Source organism: Archangium sp. Cb G35, from assembly GCF_001896145.1.
Classification (GTDB): domain Bacteria; phylum Myxococcota; class Myxococcia; order Myxococcales; family Myxococcaceae; genus Archangium; species Archangium violaceum.
This window is the reverse complement of record NZ_MPOI01000001.1, coordinates 892,093-911,770: the sequence shown is the minus strand read 5'-3', so window position 1 is coordinate 911,770 and position 19,678 is coordinate 892,093. Positions and strand designations below refer to the sequence as shown.

Genomic DNA, 19,678 nt, shown 5'->3' with positions numbered 1-19,678 from the left:
TCACAGACCTACGATGGGCCGTTCCGCCTGGAAGATGACCTGCTCCAGCGGGACGCCGAGCGCGTTGAGCTTCGCCTGCGCGGCCCCGATGGCCTCCACGTCGGTGAGGCCCACCCGGAGGTAGCCGGTCGTCTCGTCGTAGTCGAGCGACCCGACGCCCTCCACGCTCAGGACATCCGTGGCGGCGGTCTTCATCTCCTCGGAGGCACTTCCGCGTGTGGGGCGGACCCGCACGGCGATGTTCGTGGCCTCCTCGTTGAAGATGTCCCGCAGTTTGGTCTCCGCGGCCTCACGCTGCTCGGAGTCGAGCAGGGCGACAGCCCACGCGCCGTTCTCGCGCACGACGCCGCCGAAGGCCGGGACCTCCTTCGTCACGCGGATGAATTGCCGGGTGAGGGGACTCTGCTCCAGTTCGTTCTCGGGACCGCAGGCGGTGGACAGGATGACGCACAACACCAGGGCGGCTCGGTTCAAAAAAGCAGATCGATTCGTCATGTGGGCTCCTCCAGGAAAGCGGGCGCCCACCACAGCAATATGCAGGCCATGGTGCCGCCCGGTTGCCCGGCGTTCGGGGATGAGCGGCTTGCCCCTGGACGCGCCAATGCCGAGCGTCCTCCTCATGGATCCGATCGAACTCCTGACGCGGCAGCACGAGGAAGCAGAGGCCCTCTTTCAACGGGTAGCGGTGGCGAGCGGGGATGAGAAGACCCATCTGTTCCGCCGTCTCGCCTACCTGCTCACCCTGCACACCCAGCTCGAGGAGCGCTTCTTCTACCCGGAAGTGAAGCTGGCCGAGACGAGCGATCTGATCCAGCACTCCTACGACGATCATGCCGAGGCCAAGGCGCTGATCTCCCAACTGCTGCACCTGGAGGTGGGGGACATGCAGTTCGAGCCCGCCCTGATCAGCCTTCGCGAATCCGTGGAGGCGCACGTGGCCGAGGAGCGGTCCGTCCTCTTCCCCCAGGTACGGCGGCTCCTCTCCGCCGAGCATCTCTTACGGCTGGGCCATGAGCTCGAGCGGGGAGTGAACGAGCTGACGCAGCCGGGTGCCCTTCCGGCCGTCTCGCATGACTCCCAACTGGGCGCCATCTAGCCTGGATGTCCGCGTGACGGCCCGGGGCCCGGATGCCTGCCAGGTGCTCCAGGAGGGGGCCGGGCAACGCTACCGCAGGTATCCCGCGAGGAGCTCGAAGCCGGGGGCCTCCACGGGCACGCGTTCGAGGAGCGAGGTGAGGAATGAGCCCGCGTGGTCCGACAGGACGACGACCCCCGCGTCCGCGTCCGCCGAGAAGCCGATGAAGCCGGCGTAGCCGCCCGTCACCGCGGAGCGCCACACCACGCGCCTGCCACGCACCTGGGAGACCTTCCACCCCAGTCCCACGTGCCCGCTGTGGGCTTTCGCGCGCGGCTCGTGCGTGAGCCGCAAGGCCCGGCCGAGCCCGGCCTCCTCGTGGCCGAGGTTCGCGTCGAGGAAGCGCAGCAGGTCGGGCACCGTCGAGCGGACCGCCCCCGCTCCGGGCAGCGCCGGGTAGGTCCAGCCCGGCATCGTCTCGCCCCGGGCGGAGTGGCCGGGCAGCAGACGCCGCTCCTGTTCCTCGGAAAGCCGGACGGCGGTGGTGTTGCTCAACCCCAGCGGCGTGCAGAGCAGATCCCTCACGGCGTGTCCGTAGTTGAGCCTCATGCGCCGCGAGAGCGCGTGACCGAGCACGCCCAGGCCGATGATGGACTCGGTGTGCTTTCGCGGAGGCGGGTGCTGGGGGCGGTAGCTCCTCATGAACGCGCCGAAGAGCTCCGCGGTGTAGTGCCCGTAGGGATCGGCCGGATTCAGCTGGGGCGTCCGAAGGTTGGGCGGGACATGCGGCATGCCCGAGGTGTGCGTCGCCAGTTGCTCGAGGGTGATGCGGCCGGCGAGCTCATCCGGGAGGAGCGGCAGGGGGATCAGCTCCTTCAACGGCGTGTCGAGCCTCACCTCTCCGCGGTCCACCAACAGCGCGAGCAGGCTGCCCGTGAAGACCTGCGTGAGTGCACCCAGCTCGTACAGGGAGTCCTCCGCCGGGGGCGGCCCGTCACCGCGGAGGGCCTTCACGTGGTGTGCGCCGTGATGCGTGAGGCCCACGCACAGCGCGGCCGAAGGGTACGCACGCAGGTAGCGCCGGGTGGCGTGGAGGATGGCGTCAGCGGGCGAACCAGGGGATGGGGGCGGGGACATGGGGCTCACCAGGTGACGTCGATGTCGAAGTCCTGCTCGCGGTGCATCACCACCGTGGCGGTGGGTTTGACGCCCGTCCTGCCCAGGCCCGCCTCCAGGAGGCCGGCGATGAGCTCGGGCTTGGCGTCCGGATCGTTCCGGATGGAGACGCGGTACTGATGCAGGCCGAGTGGCTGTACCCTCACTTCATAGCGGAAGGTGTCGAGCGCCAGGAGGCTGGGGACACGTGCCATGAGGCGATCCGGGCCGAGCATGGGCAGGCCCATGTCCACTACCTTGCCCATCCACGTCTGCAGGAAGCCCCGTGCGAGCTGGCGGCCCATTTCGTGGTAGGCGGCCTCGCGGGTCCACCCGGGGTAGCAGCGGCGCCACGCCACCTCGAGCGCCGCGTTCCACACCTCGATGGGGTAGATGGCCTTGGGGTGGTGCGGATCGTAGCCACATGCCCGGAGCTCCTCCGCGAAGGGTCCACTCGCCTGGAGCGAGCGGACGAACAATCCCTCGAAGAAGCTTCCCTGCGTGGCGCGACCGGAGAAGGAGTCCTGCTTCATGCACGTGCGGACGGCATGGGTCCCTATACAGGACCGCGTGCTCCCGGAACAGGGCGCAGGAAGCGCCGCCTTCCGCGGGCCGTGAAATGGTAGGGTGCCGCCTCCCGATGCCCGCCGGTCCCGACCTGTTCGCCGCTTCCGTCGATGTGAACCGCTTCGCGCCGCTGGCCGAGCGCATGCGCCCGCGCACCCCCGAGGAATTCATTGGGCAGTCGCACCTGCTCGGCCCTGGCGCGCCCCTGCGCCAACTCATCGAGCGCAAGGCCATCGTCTCCTGCCTCTTCGGAGGGCCTCCGGGCGTGGGGAAGACCACACTCGCGCGCATGCTGGCGGCCAGTGTCGACGCGGAGTTCGTGATCCTCTCGGCCGTCTCCGATGGCATCCCCCGCATCCGCGAGGTGGTGGCCGAGGCCGAGCGCCTGCGCAACCAGTACCACCGGCGCACCGTCGTCTTCGTGGATGAGATCCACCGCTGGGCCAAGAACGTCCAGGAGCAGGCCCTGCCCCATGTGGAGAGCGGCCTCCTCATCCTCCTCGGAGCGACGACGGAGAACATCAGCTTCGAGGTGAGGCCCGCGCTCGTCAGCCGGTGCCGCGTCTTCCTGCTGCGCGAGCTCACCCCGGCGGACCTGCGGACCGCGCTCCAGCGGGCGCTCTCCGATGAGAAGCGGGGACTCGGCGCCCGGCGGCTGACCGTGAGTGACGAGGCGCTCTCCGTCCTGGTGGAGGGGAGCGGGGGGGACGTGCGCAAGGCGCTGGGTGGGCTGGAGCTCGCGGCCCAGCTCACCGCGGAGGGCGCGGAGATTTCACGCGAGACGGCCCTCCAGGCCACCGGGACCCGGCTGGCGCGGCACAACAAGGACGGGGACGAGCACTTCGACCTGTTGAGCGCCCTCCAGAAGTCGTGCCGGGGCTCCAATCCCCAGGGCGCCATCTTCTGGGCGGCGCGGCTGCTGCAGACGGGTGACTACGTGGCGCTGTGGCGCCGACTCAAGGTCATCGCCGTGGAGGACGTGGGATTGGCCATGCCCGAGGCCATCAGCATCGTGCGTGCGTGCGAGGAGGGCTTCCACTCCGTGGGCATGCCCGAGGGGCGCATCTTCGTGGCCCAGGCGACCCTCCTGCTGGCCACGGCGAAGAAGAGCAACCGGGGCTATCAGGCGATGGACGCGGCGCTGGCGGCCGTGGAGGCGAACCCCAACGCGGCCCCGCCGCTCCACCTGCGCAACGCCCCCACCGAGCTCATGAAGGAGCTGGGCTACAAGAAGGGCTACGAGGCACCGTGGAACCACAAGGACCACTACGTGCCCGGGCAGACGTACCTCCCCGAGCCGCTGGATCGCTCCGTCTTCTACCGGCCGAGCAAGGAAGGCCACGAGGCGGAGATCCACGAGCGGATGAGCCACTGGTGGCGCGAGGACAAGGCCACTCGCGGAGAGTGACGGCCGCTCGCCTGCTCCCGCCGCTCAGGTTGAGGTGCAAGCACCACGCGCCGCGTCGAGCCGAGGCCTGCCCTCCCTGACTCCGCGTGCGCCACCTGGGACGGACCGTGTGTGGCGGATCGCCTCTGTCCCCAAACGCCACAGCACTGACCGTGTTCCCGTTCTCTCCCGGGGAGACCCTGGCCGCCGCTCCGCCGTGCCGTGGCACTGAGGCGGAACGCCACAGCCCCTTCCGTGCCCGTGCCGCGTGCCGCCGAGGGTTACCTCGTGGCACGCGCATCGCAGTTGCACCTGCCGCCGGGCTGAAGCTGGAGCCCCACCTGTAGCCCAGACGTGGCCGATACCCGAGCACACAGGCGGGCTTGGTCAGGTGTGAGTCGATTTGGTTGCGCGGCGAGGTGCCGTGCATCCTGGCCGTTCACTTTCGCTTTCCTCGATTCCCCCCCCATTCGATGAACTCATCTTCGAATCCGCTCCGGGCACTGCCCGCCCGGTTTCTGCTCTGCCTCACGGTGCTGGCGCTGAGCGCCGCCTGCGGCACGGAATCGCCATCTCCCGTTGTGAAGACGCCCCCGGTCGCACGCGCCGTGTCGCGCGACGCGCTGGTGGGCAGTGACGGCAACTACACCGTCACGGCCGCCAATACGGTGCTCAACCGCTACGCGGTGCTCGCCAATGACGCCGCCGCCGGGGCCACGAGCATCCAGGTCACCAACGCGGCGGATCTCAACAGCCCCATCGGCCAGCTCGGAAACCTGGCCGTGGGTGATCTGCTGATGATCATCCAGATGCAGGGCGCCACCATCAACACGACGGACACGGCGAACTACGGCACCGTGACGGCGCTGAACAACGCGGGGCGCTACGAGCTCTTCACGGTGGGCTCCATCTCGGGCAACACCATCACCCTGCAGACGAGCGGTGAGTGCATCACGGGATTGCGCTACGGCTACTCGGCCGCGGGGAAGACCCAGGTGGTGCGGGTGCCCCAGTTCTCCAACCTCACCGTCAACGCCGGGGCGAGCGTGGTGGCGACGCCCTGGGACGGGACGCGCGGAGGCGTGCTCGCGCTCCAGGTGCAGAACGTGCTCACCGTCAACGGGACGCTGGACGCGAACGCGGCCGGCTTCCGGGGCGGCGCGGTGGACAACACCACCTCGAACAACGCGGTCATCTATCGCTCGACGGATGCCACGACGGGTGGCGAGAAGGGCGAGGGCATCGCGGGCAACGGGACGATCTACGACACCCTGGGGGGCCGTTATGGCCGCGGCGCGGCGGCCAACGGCGGCGGTGGCGGCAACGCCCACAACACGGGTGGCGGTGGTGGCGCCAACGGCAACAACGGCAACACGTGGACGGGCCAGGGCGTGATGAACGGCACCGTGACGGGTGCGTCGGCCTGGGCGCTGGATCCGGGGTACGGCAACAACGGCAATGCGCGGACGAACTCGTCGGGTGGCGGACGCGCGGGCTACTCCTACTCCGCCAACAACCAGAACGCGCTGACCCTGGCGCCGGGAAATACGGCGTGGGGTGGTGACTATCGCTACGAGCACGGCGGCCTCGGTGGCCGGCCCGTGACCAATGACCCGGCGGGGCGCCTGTTCCTCGGCGGTGGCGGCGGCGCGGGAGATGCCAACAACGACTCCGGCGGCGCGGGTGGGCGCGGCGGCGGTCTCGTGTGGGTGGCGGCCTATTCGATGACGGGTACCGGCAAGGTGACGGCCAACGGTGGCAATGGCACCGACACCTTCAACACCCACAACGATGCTCCGGGTGGTGGTGGCGCCGGTGGCACGGTGATGCTGGGAACGATCAGTCTCAGGGGCGTGAGCGTCGAGGCCACGGGTGGCAGGGGAGGCAATCAGCTCATCACTGGCGCCGAGGCCGAGGGCCCGGGCGGCGGTGGCGGTGGTGGCTACATCGCGACCGCGGGTGGGACGGTGACGCGCAGCGCGGCGGGTGGCCGTGCCGGAACCACCACCTCCTCTTCGCTGACCGAGTTCCCCGTCAACGGCGCGACCGATGGCGCCACGGGCCAGCCCACCGCGGGAATGACGGCCATTCCCATGTGCTACCCGGCGGACCTGTCCATCACCATGACGGATGGGGCGGCGACCGAGGTGCCGGGCACCGCGGTGACGTACACCATCACCGTCACCAACAATGGTCCGCTGGGGGCGGGCTTCATCGCGCTGACGGACAACTTCCCGGCGACGCTGACGGGCATGTCCTGGACGTGCGCGCCCGCCTCGTCGTGCTCGGCGGCCACTGGCACGGGCAACATCAGCGTCCTGCTGGACCTGGCGGAAGGGGAATCGGTCACCGTCACGGCGACGGGCACGGTGAGCCCGGCGGCCACCGGCACGCTCGTCAACACGGCCTCGCTGTCGATTCCGGCCAACTACTCGGACCCGAACACCGCCAACAACAGCGCCACGGACACGGACACGCTCAACCCGAGCGCGGACCTGGCGGTGGCGCTCTCCGCGTCGCCCAGCCCCGTCAACGAGGACGCGACGCTCGACTACACCTTCAATGTCTCCAACGCGGGGCCGAGCACGGCCAGGACCGTGACGGCGACGATGAACCTGCCCGCGGGCGCCACCTTCGTCAGCGCCACTGGCACCGGTTGGACGTGCGGCCAGGCGGGCGGCGTGGTGACGTGCACCCGGCCCACGCTCGATCCCACCGGCGCGACGCCCTCCTCCATTGCCGTGAGGGTGACGGCGCCAGGAGCGGGCGGGACGATCTCCACGACGGCCTCGGTGAGCGCGTCGACGGGAGACCCCTCGACCGCCAACAACTCCACCTCGCTGAGCACCACCGTGAACGCGGTGAACGACGCGCCGGTGAACACGGTGCCGGCGGCGCAGGCGATGCTCGAGGACACGGTGAGGGTGTTCTCGACGGCCGGGGGCAATGCCCTCTCGGTGGCGGACGTGGACGCGGGCGCGGCGAGCATCGAGGTGACGCTGACGGCCGCCAATGGCGTGATGACGCTCAGCCGCACCACGGGCCTGACGTTCTCGGTGGGCACGGGGACGGCCAACGGCACGATGACGTTCCGGGGCACGCTGGCCAACGTGAACGCGGCGCTGGACGGACTGAGCTTCGCGTCCGTGGCCAACTTCAACGGCGCGGCGAGCCTGACCATTACCAGCAATGACCTGGGCAACACGGGCGGCGGAGCGCTGAGCGACACGGATACGGTGGCCATTACCGTGGCGCCGGTGAATGACCCGCCGACGGCCGCCAATGACAGCCTGACGGTGGCGGAAGACAGCGCGGCCACGGTGGTGAACGTGCTGGCCAATGATTCCATTGCGCCGGATACGGGGGAGACGCTGGTGGTGACGTCGGTGTCCACGGCGCCCAATGCCACGGTGACGCTCTCGGGGGGCGTGGTGCGCTTCACTCCGGCGGCCAACTTCAACGGCACGACGAGCTTCACGTACACGGTGTCTGACGGAAACGGCGGCACGGCCACGGGCACCGTCACGGTGACGGTGACGGCGGTGAATGACCCGCCGACGGCGGCCAATGACAGCCTGACGGTGGCGGAGGACAGCGCGGCCACGGTGGTGAACGTGCTGGCCAACGACTCCAGCGCGCCGGACACGGGGGAGACGCTGGCGGTGTCGGCGGTATCCACGGCGGCCAACGGCACGGTGACGCTGTCCAGCGGTGTGGTGCGCTATCAGCCCAATGCCAATTTCAACGGTACGGACACGTTCACGTACACGGTGTCGGATGGCAACGGAGGCACGGCCACGGGCACCGTCACGGTGACGGTGACGGCGGTGAACGACCCGCCTACGGCGGCCAATGACAGCCTGACGGTGGCGGAGGACAGCGCGGCCACGGTGGTCAATGTGCTGGCCAACGACTCCAGCGCACCGGACTCGGGCGAGACACTGGCGGTGTCGGCGGTGTCCACCGCGGCCAATGGCACGGTGACGCTCTCGGGTGGTGTGGTGCGCTACCAGCCGAACGCCAACTTCAACGGCACGGACTCGTTCACGTACACGCTGTCTGACGGAAACGGAGGCACGGCCACGGGCACCGTGACGGTGACGGTGACGGCGGTGAACGACCCGCCCACGGCGGCCAATGACAGCCTGACGGTGGCGGAGGACAGCGCGGCCACGGTCATCAATGTGCTGGCCAATGACTCCAGCTCGCCGGACACGGGCGAGACACTGGCGGTGTTGGCGGTGTCCACCGCGGCCAATGGCACGGTGACGCTCTCGGCCGGCGTAGTGCGCTACCAGCCCAATGCCAATTTCAATGGCACGGATTCATTCACGTACACGGTGTCGGACGGAAACGGAGGCACGGCCACGGGCACCGTCACGGTGACGGTGACGGCGGTGAACGACCCGCCCACGGCGGCCAACGACACCGCCACGGTGGCGGAGGACAGCGCGGCCACGATCATCAATGTGCTGGCCAATGACTCCAGCGCGCCGGACAGCGGTGAGACGTTGGCGGTGTCGGCGGTGTCCACCGCGGCCAACGGCACGGTGACGCTGTCGGGTGGCGTGGTGCGCTACCAGCCGAACGCCAACTTCAGTGGCACGGACTCGTTTACGTACACGGTGTCCGACGGCAACGGAGGTACGGCCACGGGCACCGTCACGGTGACGGTGACGTCCACGAACGACGCGCCGGTGAACACGGTGCCGGTGGCGCAGACGACGCTCGAGGACACGGCGAAGGTGTTCTCTGTGGCTGGGGGCAACGCCCTCTTGGTGACGGACGTGGACGCGGGCGGGGCGAACATCGAGGTGCAGCTGACGGCGGCCAACGGTGTGATGACGCTCAGCAGGACCACGGGCCTGACGTTCTCGGTGGGCACGGGGACGGCCAATGGCACGATGACGTTCCGGGGCACGTTGGCCAACGTGAACGCGGCGATGGACGGACTGACCTTCGCGCCCGTTGCCCACTTCAATGGCGCGGCGAGCCTGGCCATCAGGAGCAACGATCTTGGCAACACGGGTAGTGGCGGTGCGCTGAGCGACAGTGACACGGTGGCCATCACGGTGACGGCGGTGAATGACCCGCCGACGTTGGCCAACGACAGCATCACGGTGACGGAGGACAGCACGGCCACGGTGGTGAATGTGCTGGCCAATGATTCCAGCTCACCGGACAGCGGAGAGACGCTGGTGGTGACGGCGGTGTCCACTGCGGCCAACGGCACGGTGACGCTGTCGGGTGGCGTGGTGCGCTACCAGCCCAATGCCAACTTCAATGGCACGGACACGTTCACGTACACGGTGTCGGACGGTAGCGGGGGCACGGCCACGGCCACCGTCACGGTGACGGTGACCTCGGTGAATGATCTGCCCACGGCGGCCAACGACAGCACCACGGTGGCGGAGGACAGCGCGGCCACGGTGATCAACGTGCTGGCCAACGACTCGACCGGGCCGGACACGGGCGAGACGCTGTCCGTGACGGCGGTGTCCACGGCGGCCAACGGGACGGTGACGCTCTCGGCCGGCGTGGTGCGCTACCAGCCGAACGCCAACTTCAACGGCACCGACACGTTCACGTACACGGTGTCGGACGGCAACGGCGGTACGGCCACGGCCACCGTGACGGTGACGGTGACGGCGGTGAACGATCCTCCCACGGCGGTCAACGACACCCTGACGGTGGCGGAGGACAGCGGGGCCACGGTGGTGGACGTACTCGCCAACGACTCGAGTGCGCCTGACACGGGCGAGACGTTGTCGGTGACGGCGGTGTCCACGGCGGCCAACGGGACGGTGACGCTCTCGGCCGGCGTGGTTCGCTTCACTCCAGCGGCCAACTTCAACGGCACGGCGAGCTTCACGTACACGCTATCTGACGGCAATGGCGGCACGGCCACGGGCACCGTGACGGTGACGGTGACGGCGGTGAATGACCCGCCCACGGTGGCCAATGACAGCCTGACGGTGGACGAGGACAGCGCGGCCACGGTGGTGAATGTGCTGGCCAACGACTCCAGCGCGCCCGAGACGGGCGAAACGCTGACGGTGACGGCGGTGTCCACGGCGCCCAATGGCACGGTGACGCTGTCGGCCGGTGTGGTGCGCTACCAGCCGAAGGCCAACTTCAACGGCACGGACACGTTCACGTACACGGTGTCGGACGGCAACGGCGGCTCGGCCACGGGCACCGTCACGGTGACGGTGCGGCCGGTGAACGACCCGCCCACGGTGGTCAACGACAGCCTCACCGTGTCCCTGACCGATGGCACCGTGGTGGTGCCGGTGCTGGCCAACGACTCGAGTGCTCCGGACAGTGGAGAGACGCTGGTGGTCACGGCGGTGTCCACGGCGCCCAATGCCACGGTGACGCTGTCGGGCGGCGTGGTGCGCTTCACGCCGAACTCCGGTTTCCTGGGCACCACGAGCTTCACGTACACGGTGTCGGACGGCAACGGCGGCACGGCCACGGGCACTGTCACGGTGACGGTGATCGACACCAATAACCCGCCCACCGCGGCCAACGACAGCCTCACGGTGACGGAGGACAGCGCGGCCACGGTGGTCAACGTGCTGGCCAACGACTCGACCGCGCCAGACACGGGCGAGACGCTGACGGTGACGGCGGTGTCCACGGCGGCCAACGGCACGGTGACGCTCTCGGCCGGCGTGGTGCGCTTCACGCCCGCTCCCGACTTCGCTGGCACCACGAGCTTCACGTACACGGTGTCGGATGGCCGGGGCGGTACGGCCACGGCGACGGTGAATGTCACGGTGACGGCGGTGAACGATGCCCCGGTGAATATGGTGCCGGTGGCGCAGTCGACCTCCGAGGACACGCCGCTGGTCTTCTCCTCGTTGAGGGCTCTCGCGGTGTCGGACGTGGATGCGGTGACGGGCGAGCTGCGCATCACGCTCACGGCCACGGCGGGCACCGTCACGCTCAGTGGTATCTCGGGCCTGACCTTCCTCTCCGGTGACGGAACGGCGGATACGTCGATGACGTTCACGGGCGCGCTCGCGAACATCAACGCGGCGCTGAAGGATCTGACCTATTCGCCGAACGCGGGCGTCTCGGGCTCGGGCTCCATCACCCTGGCGTCCAATGACCAGGGCAACACGGGTGCTGGCGGGCCCCAGGGTGATACCGATACGGTCCTCATCTCCATCGGGGCAGTCAACGACGCGCCGGTGGTGGGAACTCCGGGGCCGCAGACCCTGCTGGAGGACGCGTTCCTCGCGTTCTCCGCGGCCGGAGGCAATGCCTTCTCGGTGTCCGATGAGGACGTGGGCTCGGGTCAGCTGCGCGTGACGCTCTCGGTGTCCAACGGCACCCTCTCGCTGGCGAGCACCAGCGGGCTGAGCTTCTCGACGGGTGACGGCTCGGACGACGCGGCGATGACCTTCACCGGCACGCTCGATGACGTGCGGCGCGCGCTGGATGGTCTGCGCTTCCAGCCCACGGCCAATTTCAATGGGCCGGCGAGCCTCTCGTTCTCGGTGGATGACCAGGGGAATACCGGCAGCGGCGGGGCGAAGTCGGCCAGTGCCACGGTGAACCTCACCGTGACGCCGGTGAATGACCTGCCCATCGCGGCCAACGACAGCCTGGCGCTGGATGAGGACAGCGCGGCCACGGTGGTCAATGTGCTGGCCAACGACTCCAGCGGGCCGGACACGGGCGAGACCCTGACCGTGTTGGCGGTGTCCACGGCGGCCAACGGCACGGTGACGTTGTCCGGTGGCGTGGTTCGCTACCAGCCCCATGCCAATTTCAACGGTACGGACACGTTCACGTACACGGTGTCGGATGGCAATGGCGGTACGGCCACGGCGACCGTCACGGTGACGGTGAGGGCGGTGAATGACCCGCCCACGGTGGCCAACGACAGCGTCACGGTGGCGGAGGACAGCGCGGCCACGGTGGTGAATGTGCTGGCCAACGACTCGGGAGCTCCGGACACGGGCGAGACGCTGACAGTGTCGGCGGTGTCCACGGCGGCCAACGGCACGGTGACGTTGTCCGGTGGCGTGGTGCGCTACCAGCCGAACGCCAACTTCAGTGGCATGGACTCGTTCACGTACACGGTGTCGGACGGCAACGGCGGCTCGGCCACGGGCACCGTCACGGTGACGGTGACGTCCACGAACGACGCGCCGGTGAACACGGTGCCGGTGGCTCAGACGACGCTCGAGGACACGGTGAAGGTGTTCTCGGTGGCAGGAGGCAACGCCATCGCGGTGACGGACGTGGACGCGGGCGGGGCGAACATCGAGGTGACGCTGACGGCGGCCAACGGTGTGATGACGCTCAGCAGGACCACGGGCCTGACGTTCTCGGTGGGGACGGGCACGGCCAACGGCACGATGACGTTCCGGGGCACGGTGGCCAACGTGGACGCGGCGCTGGATGGGCTGAGCTTCATGCCCACGGCGAATTTCAACGGCGCGGCGAGCCTGGCCATCACGAGCAACGATCTGGGCAACACGGGCGGCGGTGCGCTGAGTGACAGCGACACGGTGGCCATCACGGTGACGCCGGTGAACGACCCGCCGACGGTGGCCAATGACAGCACCACGGTGACGGAGGACAGCGCGGCCACGGTGGTGGATGTGCTGGCCAACGATTCCAGCTCGCCGGACACGGGTGAGACGCTGGTGGTGACGGCGGTGTCCACGGCGGCCAACGGCACGGTGACGCTCTCGGCCGGCGTGGTGCGCTACCAGCCGAACGCCAACTACAACGGCACGGACTCGTTCACGTACACGGTGTCCGACGGCAATGGTGGTTCGGCCACGGCCACTGTCTCGGTGACGGTGACGCCCGCGAATGACCCGCCCACGCTGGCCAATGACAGCGCCACGGTGGCGGAGGACAGCGCGGCCACGGTGATCAACGTGTTGGCCAATGACTCCAGCGCGCCGGACACGGGCGAGACGCTGGTGGTGACGGCGGTGTCCACGGCGGCCCATGGCACGGTGACGTTGTCCGGCGGCGTGGTGCGCTACCAGCCCCATGCCAACTACAACGGTCCGGACACGTTCACGTACACGGTGTCGGACGGCAACGGCGGCTCGGCCACGGCCACTGTCTCGGTGACGGTGACCTCGGTGAATGACCTGCCCACGGCGGCCAACGACAGCCTGACGGTGGCGGAGGACAGTGCGGCCACGGTGGTGGATGTGCTGGCCAACGATTCCAGCTTGCCGGACACGGGCGAGACGTTGACGGTGATGGCGGTGTCCACGGCGGCCAACGGAACGGTGACGCTCTCGGCCGGCGTGGTGCGCTACCAGCCGAGGGCCAACTTCAATGGCACGGACACGTTCACGTACACGGTGTCGGATGGCAACGGCGGTACGGCCACGGGCACCGTCACGGTGACGGTGACGGCGGTGAATGACCCGCCGACGGTGGCCAACGACAGTGCGACGGTGGCGGAGGACAGCGCGGCCACGGTCATCAATGTGCTGGCCAATGACTCCAGCTCGCCGGATAGCGGAGAGACGCTGGTGGTGACGGCGGTGTCCACGGCGGCCAACGGCACGGTGACGCTGTCGGGCGGCGTGGTGCGCTACCAGCCGAACGCCAACTTCAGTGGCACGGACTCGTTCACGTACACGGTGTCGGACGGCAATGGCGGTACGGCCACGGGCACCGTCACGGTGACGGTGACGTCCGAGAATGACCTGCCCACGGCGGCCAACGACAGCCTGACGGTGGCGGAGGACAGCGGGGCCACGGCGGTGGATGTGCTGGCCAACGACTCCAGCGAGCCGGACAAGGGCGAGACGCTGACCGTGACGTCGGTGTCCACGGCGGCCAACGGGACGGTGAGGCTGTCGGGCGGCGTGGTGAGTTATCAGCCGAACGCCAACTACAACGGCCCGGACACGTTCACGTACACGGTGTCGGACGGAAACGGAGGCACGGCTACGGGCACCGTCACGGTGACGGTGACGGCGGTGAACGACCCGCCCACGGTGGTCAATGACAGCCTGACGGTGGCGGAGGACAGCGCGGCCACGGTGGTCAACGTGCTGGACAATGACTCGGATACTCCGGACAGCGGAGAGACGCTGGTGGTGCCGGCGGTGTCCACGGCGGCGAACGGAACGGTGACGCTCTCGGGTGGCGTGGTGCGTTACCAGCCGAACGCCAACTTCAGTGGCACGGACTCGTTCACGTACACGCTGTCGGATGGCAATGGCGGTACGGCCACGGGCACCGTCACGGTGACGGTGACGTCCGAGAACGATCTGCCCACGGCGGCCAACGACAGCCTGACGGTGGACGAGGACAGCGCGGCCACGGTGGTGGATGTGCTGGCCAACGACTCCAGCTCGCCGGACACGGGCGAGACGTTGTCGGTGACGGCGGTGTCCACGGCGGCCCATGGCACGGTGACGCTCTCGGGTGGTGTGGTGCGCTACCAGCCGAACGCCAACTACAACGGCCCGGACACGTTCACGTACACGCTGTCGGACGGCAATGGCGGTACGGCCACGGGTACCGTCACGGTGACGGTGCGGCCGGTGAATGACCCGCCCACGGTGGTCAACGACAACCTCACGGTGTCCCAGACCGACGGCACCGTGGTGCTGGATGTGCTGACCAACGACTCGATCGCGCCGGACAGCGGAGAGACGCTGGTGGTGACGGCGGTGTCCACGGCGGCCAACGCCACGGTGACGCTGTCGGGCGGCGTGGTGCGCTTCACGCCGGACTCCGGCTTCCTGGGCACCACGAGCTTCACGTACACGGTGTCGGACGGCAACGGAGGCACGGCCACGGGCACCGTCACGGTGACGGTGATCGACACCAACAACCCGCCCACCGCGGCCAACGACAGCCTCACGGTGGCGGAAGACAGCGGCTACACCTCCATCGAGGTCCTGTTCAATGACTCGAGCGACCCGGACACGGGCGAGACGCTGACGGTGACGGCGGTGTCCACCCCGGCGAACGGCTCGGTGCTGTTCACGGCGGAGCGGGTCCAGTTCAAGCCCGATCCGGATTTCTCCGGCACCACGAGCTTCACGTACACGGTGTCGGATGGCCGGGGCGGTACGGCCACGGCGACGGTGGATGTCACGGTGACGGCGGTGAACGATGCGCCCGTGAACCTGGTCGCCGGTCCGCAGACGACGTCCGAGGACACGGCGCTGGTCTTCTCCTCGCTGAGGGCCATGGCGGTGTCGGATGTGGATGCGGTGACGGGCGAGCTGCGCGTCACCCTCGAGGCCACGGCGGGCACGCTCACGCTCAGTGGCACCACGGGCCTGACGTTCCTTTCCGGGGACGGGACGGCGGACACGGAGATGTCGTTCTCGGGCACGCTCGCGGACATCAACGCGGCGCTGGTGGATCTCACCTTCACGCCGGACGCGGGCTTCTCGGGTTCGGGCTCCATCACGCTGACGTCCAATGACCAGGGCAACGCGGGCGCTGGTGGTCCGCTGGAAGATACCGACACGGTCAGCATCACCATCGGGGCCGTCAACGACGCGCCGGTGGTGGGTGCTCCGGGCTCGCAGTCCCTGGTGGAGGATGGTGCCCTCGTGTTCTCCACGGCTGGAGGCAATGCCTTCTCGGTGTCCGATGAGGACGTGGGCGCCGGGGCGCTGCGCGTGACGCTCTCGGTGTCCAACGGCACCCTCTCGCTGGCGAGCACCAGCGGGCTGAGCTTCTCGACGGGTGATGGCTCGGACGACGCGGCGGTGACCTTCACCGGTGCGCTCGATGACGTGCGGCGCGCGCTGGAGGGTCTGCGCTTCCAGCCCTCGGCCTCGTACAATGGTGCGGCCAGCCTCGTGCTCACCGTGGATGACCAGGGGAACACCGGCAGTGGCGGGGCGAAGTCGGCCAGTGCCACGGTGGACCTCACCGTGACGCCGGTGAACGACCTGCCCACGGCGAATGGCGACGACCTGGTGGTGGACGAGGACAGCGGGGCCACCGTGGTGGACGTGCTGGCCAATGACTCGAGCGCGCCGGACGTGGGCGAGACGCTCACCGTGATCTCCGTCACTTCGCCGGCCCATGGCACGGCGACGCTGACGGGTGGAGTGGTGAGCTACCAGCCGAACGCGAACTACAACGGCGCGGACTCGTTCACGTACACGGTGTCGGATGGCAATGGCGGCACGGCCACGGCCACCGTCACGGTGTCCGTCAATCCGGTCAACGACGCGCCGACGGGGAACGCGGACGTGTTCACGGTGAATGCCGTGCGCGGGACGCTCGTGCTGCCCGTGCTCGCCAACGACTCGAGCGCTCCGGACAGCGGCGAGACGCTCACCGTCACCGCAGTCTCCTCGCCGGCCGGCGGAGGCACGGTGGCGATCTCCTCGGATGGCTCGGCGGTGGAGTTCACGCCGGCCGATGGCTTCGTGGGCACTGTGACTTTCACGTACACAGTGTCGGACGGCATGGGGGGCTCGGCCACGGTGGACGTGACCGTGACCGTGCTGCCTCCGGATGCGGATGGCGACGGTCTGACCGACGCGGAGGAGCTCGTGTTGGGCACGGATCCGAACAACCCGGATACGGACGGTGACGGCCTGACGGACGGCATCGAGGTGAAGACGGCGCTCACCGATCCGCTCGACGACGACTCGGATGATGACGGCCTGCTCGACGGCAACGAGGATGCCGATCGTGACGGCATCGTGGACGCCGGCGAGACGAATCCGCGCGAGGCCGACACGGATGGTGACGGGCTCTCGGATGGTCTCGAGCTGGGTCTGACGGAGGCGCAGGGTGATGACACGGATCCCTCGCGCTTCACTCCGGACCAGGATCCGAGCACCACCACGGATCCGCTCAATAAGGACACGGACGGCGGTGGAGTGTTCGACGGCATCGAGGATCGCAACCACAACGGCCGCGTCGATGAGCGCGAGTTGGACCCGCGCAACCCCGCGGATGACACCGACGCGGATGGTGATGGCGTGGACAACGGGAGGGAGCTGGAGCTCGGGCTCGATCCGTTCGACAGCGACAGTGACGACGACGGCGTGCCGGACGGGCTCGATGGCCTCACCGACACCGACCAGGACGGCCTCGTGGACGCGCTCGACGCGGACAGCGACAACGACGGTCTGCTCGATGGGACTGAGCGTGGCGTGACGCTCGCCACGGTGCCGGCGGGGACCAACACCTCCTCGCCCAATTTCCGCGCGGACGACGACCCGTCCACCACCACCGACCCGCGCAAGGCGGACACGGATGGTGACGGCCTCGACGATGGCACCGAGGACGCCGACCACGATGGCCGTGTCGACGCGGCCGAGACGGATCCGAACAAGGCGGATACGGATGGTGACGCGCTCTCCGATGGTGTCGAGGTGAAGGGCCAGAACCCCACCAACCCGCTCGAGGCGGACTCGGATGGGGACGGGCTCGCCGACGGTGCCGAGGACCTTGACCACGATGGTGCCTTCAACCCGGAGGGCAACGAGACGAACCCGAACGACGCCGACACCGACAAGGGTGGGGCGAGCGACGGTGTGGAGGCGCAGGGCGGCAGCAACCCGCTGGACGGCACGGATGACTACATTCTCGCGGGCCACGGGTGTGGTGCCTCGGGCAATGGTCTGGGCGTGCCGCTGGCGATGCTGCTGCTCGGTCTGCCGCTGCTGAGGCGCCGCCGGGAGGCCGTTCGCTCCCACGTGAGCGCCGCGGCCGGAGTGCTGGTGCTGCTGGCCGTCCTCGCGGCGGCTCCGGCGGCGGCCCAGCGGTTCCCGGGCACGTCCCAGTCCATCGACGTGCAGCAGTACAAGCCGGGCCCTGGTGCGAAGGACGTGCTGGGGGTCTCCAGCGCGCGGGTGGAGCGCCACCTCGGGTGGAACCTGGGGCTGTCGCTGAACTACGCGAAGGATCCGCTCGGCTTCTATGACCCGCGCTCGGACAACTTCGTCTACCAGTTGGTGGAGAACCAGTTCACCGCGGACCTGATGGGCTCCATCTCCCTGTTCGATCGCTTCGAGCTGGGTGTGGCGCTCCCCGTGACGCTCCAGAGCTCGGAGGAGGATCCGGTGGTTGCGCCGCACTTCTCCGGGGGCGTGACGGGAACGGGCGTGGGGGACCTGCGCCTGGTTCCCAAGGTGCGCCTGCTGTCCACGGACGGAGGGCTGCACCTGGGCCTGCTGGTTCCGGTCATCCTCCCCACCGCGGGAGGCACGGAGTTCCGCGGCGGCAGCGGGGTGGCGGTGCAGCCGAAGCTGCTCGGAGAGTGGGACAATGGCAAGGTGCGCGTGCTGGCGAACGTGGGCCTCAACCTCCGGCGCGAGGAGACGGTCTACAACCTGGATCTGGGCAACGAGCTCGTCTACGGGCTCGGCGCCGAGGTGCCGTTCTCCCTGGGCAAACACCGGCTGTCCGCCGAGGCCACGCTGGTGGGCGCGTTGGGGCTGCGGGAGACCGAGGTCGAGGAGCGGCCCCTGGAGGTGCTCGCCGCGCTGAAGTACCGCGTGACGGATACGTTCGCGGCCCACGTGGGCGGTGGCCCTGGTCTCACGCACGGATATGGCACGCCGACCTACCGCGTCTTCGCGGGGATCATGTGGACGGCCGGAGCGCGTGCGCAGCCGCGTCCCGAGCCAGTGCCCGAGCCGGTTTCCACGGTTCGTCCCGAGCCGGCTCCCGTGAAGGCTGCCCCGGCGCCGGTCTGCGCGCTGGGCCCGGAGGACCAGGACGGCTTCCAGGATGAGGACGGCTGCGCGGACCCGGACAACGACCAGGACGGGCTGGCGGACACGGCGGACCGCTGCCCGAACGAGCCGGAGACGAAGAACGGCTTCGAGGATGGGGACGGTTGCCCGGACACCCTGCCTCCGCCGCCTCCGGTGGACACGGATGGGGACGGCCTGATGGATCCGGAGGACCGCTGCCCTCAGGCCGCCGAGGACAAGGACGGCTTCGAGGACGGGGACGGCTGCCCGGATCCGGACAACGACAAGGACGGCATCGCTGACGCGGCCGACAAGTGCCCGCTCGAACCCGAGGTCATCAACGGGGTGAAGGACGAGGATGGCTGCCCGGACAAGGGCAAGGTGAAGGTGCTCGTCGAGGGCGACAAGATCGTCATCCTGGACAAGGTCTACTTCGCCACCAGCAAGGACATCATCCTGTCGAAGTCCTTCCCGCTGCTGAAGCAGGTGGCGGCGGTGCTGCGCGCCAACCCGCAGATCGAGCTGGTGCGCGTGGAGGGCCACACGGACAACCAGGGCTCGGATGTGAAGAACCTGGACCTGTCCCGCCGCCGCGCGGCCAACGTGCGCAAGCGCCTCGTCGAGCAGGAGGCGATCTCTCCGGAGCGGCTTGACTCGGTAGGCTTCGGCGAGGCGAAGCCGGTGGACACCAACGCCACGGCGAAGGGCCGGGAGAACAACCGCCGCGTGGAATTCACCATCCTCAAGATGAAGGGCATCGAGGTGGAGCGCGAGGCTCCTTGAGTCCAGGTCCGGAGGGAGGAGAGCCGG

Annotated in this window: 6 protein-coding genes; 3 read left to right on the top strand and 3 right to left on the bottom strand. The window is 68.9% G+C overall.

What is annotated here, in order from left to right; translation table 11 throughout:
* Positions 1 to 495: a hypothetical protein gene (locus BO221_RS54750; protein ID WP_158079784.1), complete on the bottom strand. Its 495-nt coding sequence runs from the start codon at positions 493 to 495 to the stop codon at positions 1 to 3.
* Positions 496 to 619: 124 nt separating this feature from the next.
* Here BO221_RS54750 and BO221_RS54745 point away from each other — a divergent pair, with 124 nt between their 5' ends.
* Positions 620 to 1,096, top strand: a complete 477-nt coding sequence (locus BO221_RS54745; protein WP_073559456.1) for a hemerythrin domain-containing protein — start codon at positions 620 to 622, stop codon at positions 1,094 to 1,096.
* 69 nt (positions 1,097 to 1,165) lie between these two features.
* Here the strand turns inward: BO221_RS54745 and BO221_RS03720 are convergent, their stop codons facing one another.
* Both BO221_RS03720 and BO221_RS03715 read right to left on the bottom strand, forming a co-directional pair.
* Positions 1,166 to 2,212, bottom strand: coding sequence for a serine hydrolase (locus BO221_RS03720; RefSeq protein ID WP_073558894.1), 1,047 nt, complete (start codon positions 2,210 to 2,212; stop codon positions 1,166 to 1,168).
* Between the two features lie 5 nt (positions 2,213 to 2,217).
* Positions 2,218 to 2,763 carry a DUF2378 family protein gene (locus BO221_RS03715; protein ID WP_073558893.1) on the bottom strand — a complete coding sequence of 182 codons (546 nt, stop codon included), beginning with the start codon at positions 2,761 to 2,763 and terminating at the stop codon, positions 2,218 to 2,220.
* A gap of 107 nt (positions 2,764 to 2,870) precedes the next feature.
* On the opposite strand from BO221_RS03715, the gene BO221_RS03710 reads away from it, so the two are divergent.
* Together BO221_RS03710 and BO221_RS53405 are read left to right on the top strand one after the other, a co-directional pair.
* Positions 2,871 to 4,205 (top strand): replication-associated recombination protein A, encoded by a 1,335-nt coding sequence (locus tag BO221_RS03710; protein WP_073558892.1) that lies wholly within the window; start codon positions 2,871 to 2,873, stop codon positions 4,203 to 4,205.
* Positions 4,206 to 4,657: 452 nt separating this feature from the next.
* The gene (locus BO221_RS53405; protein WP_143195240.1) at positions 4,658 to 19,651 is read left to right on the top strand and encodes an Ig-like domain-containing protein; all 14,994 of its coding nucleotides are present in this window, start codon (positions 4,658 to 4,660) and stop codon (positions 19,649 to 19,651) included.
* Positions 19,652 to 19,678 lie beyond the last annotated feature (27 nt).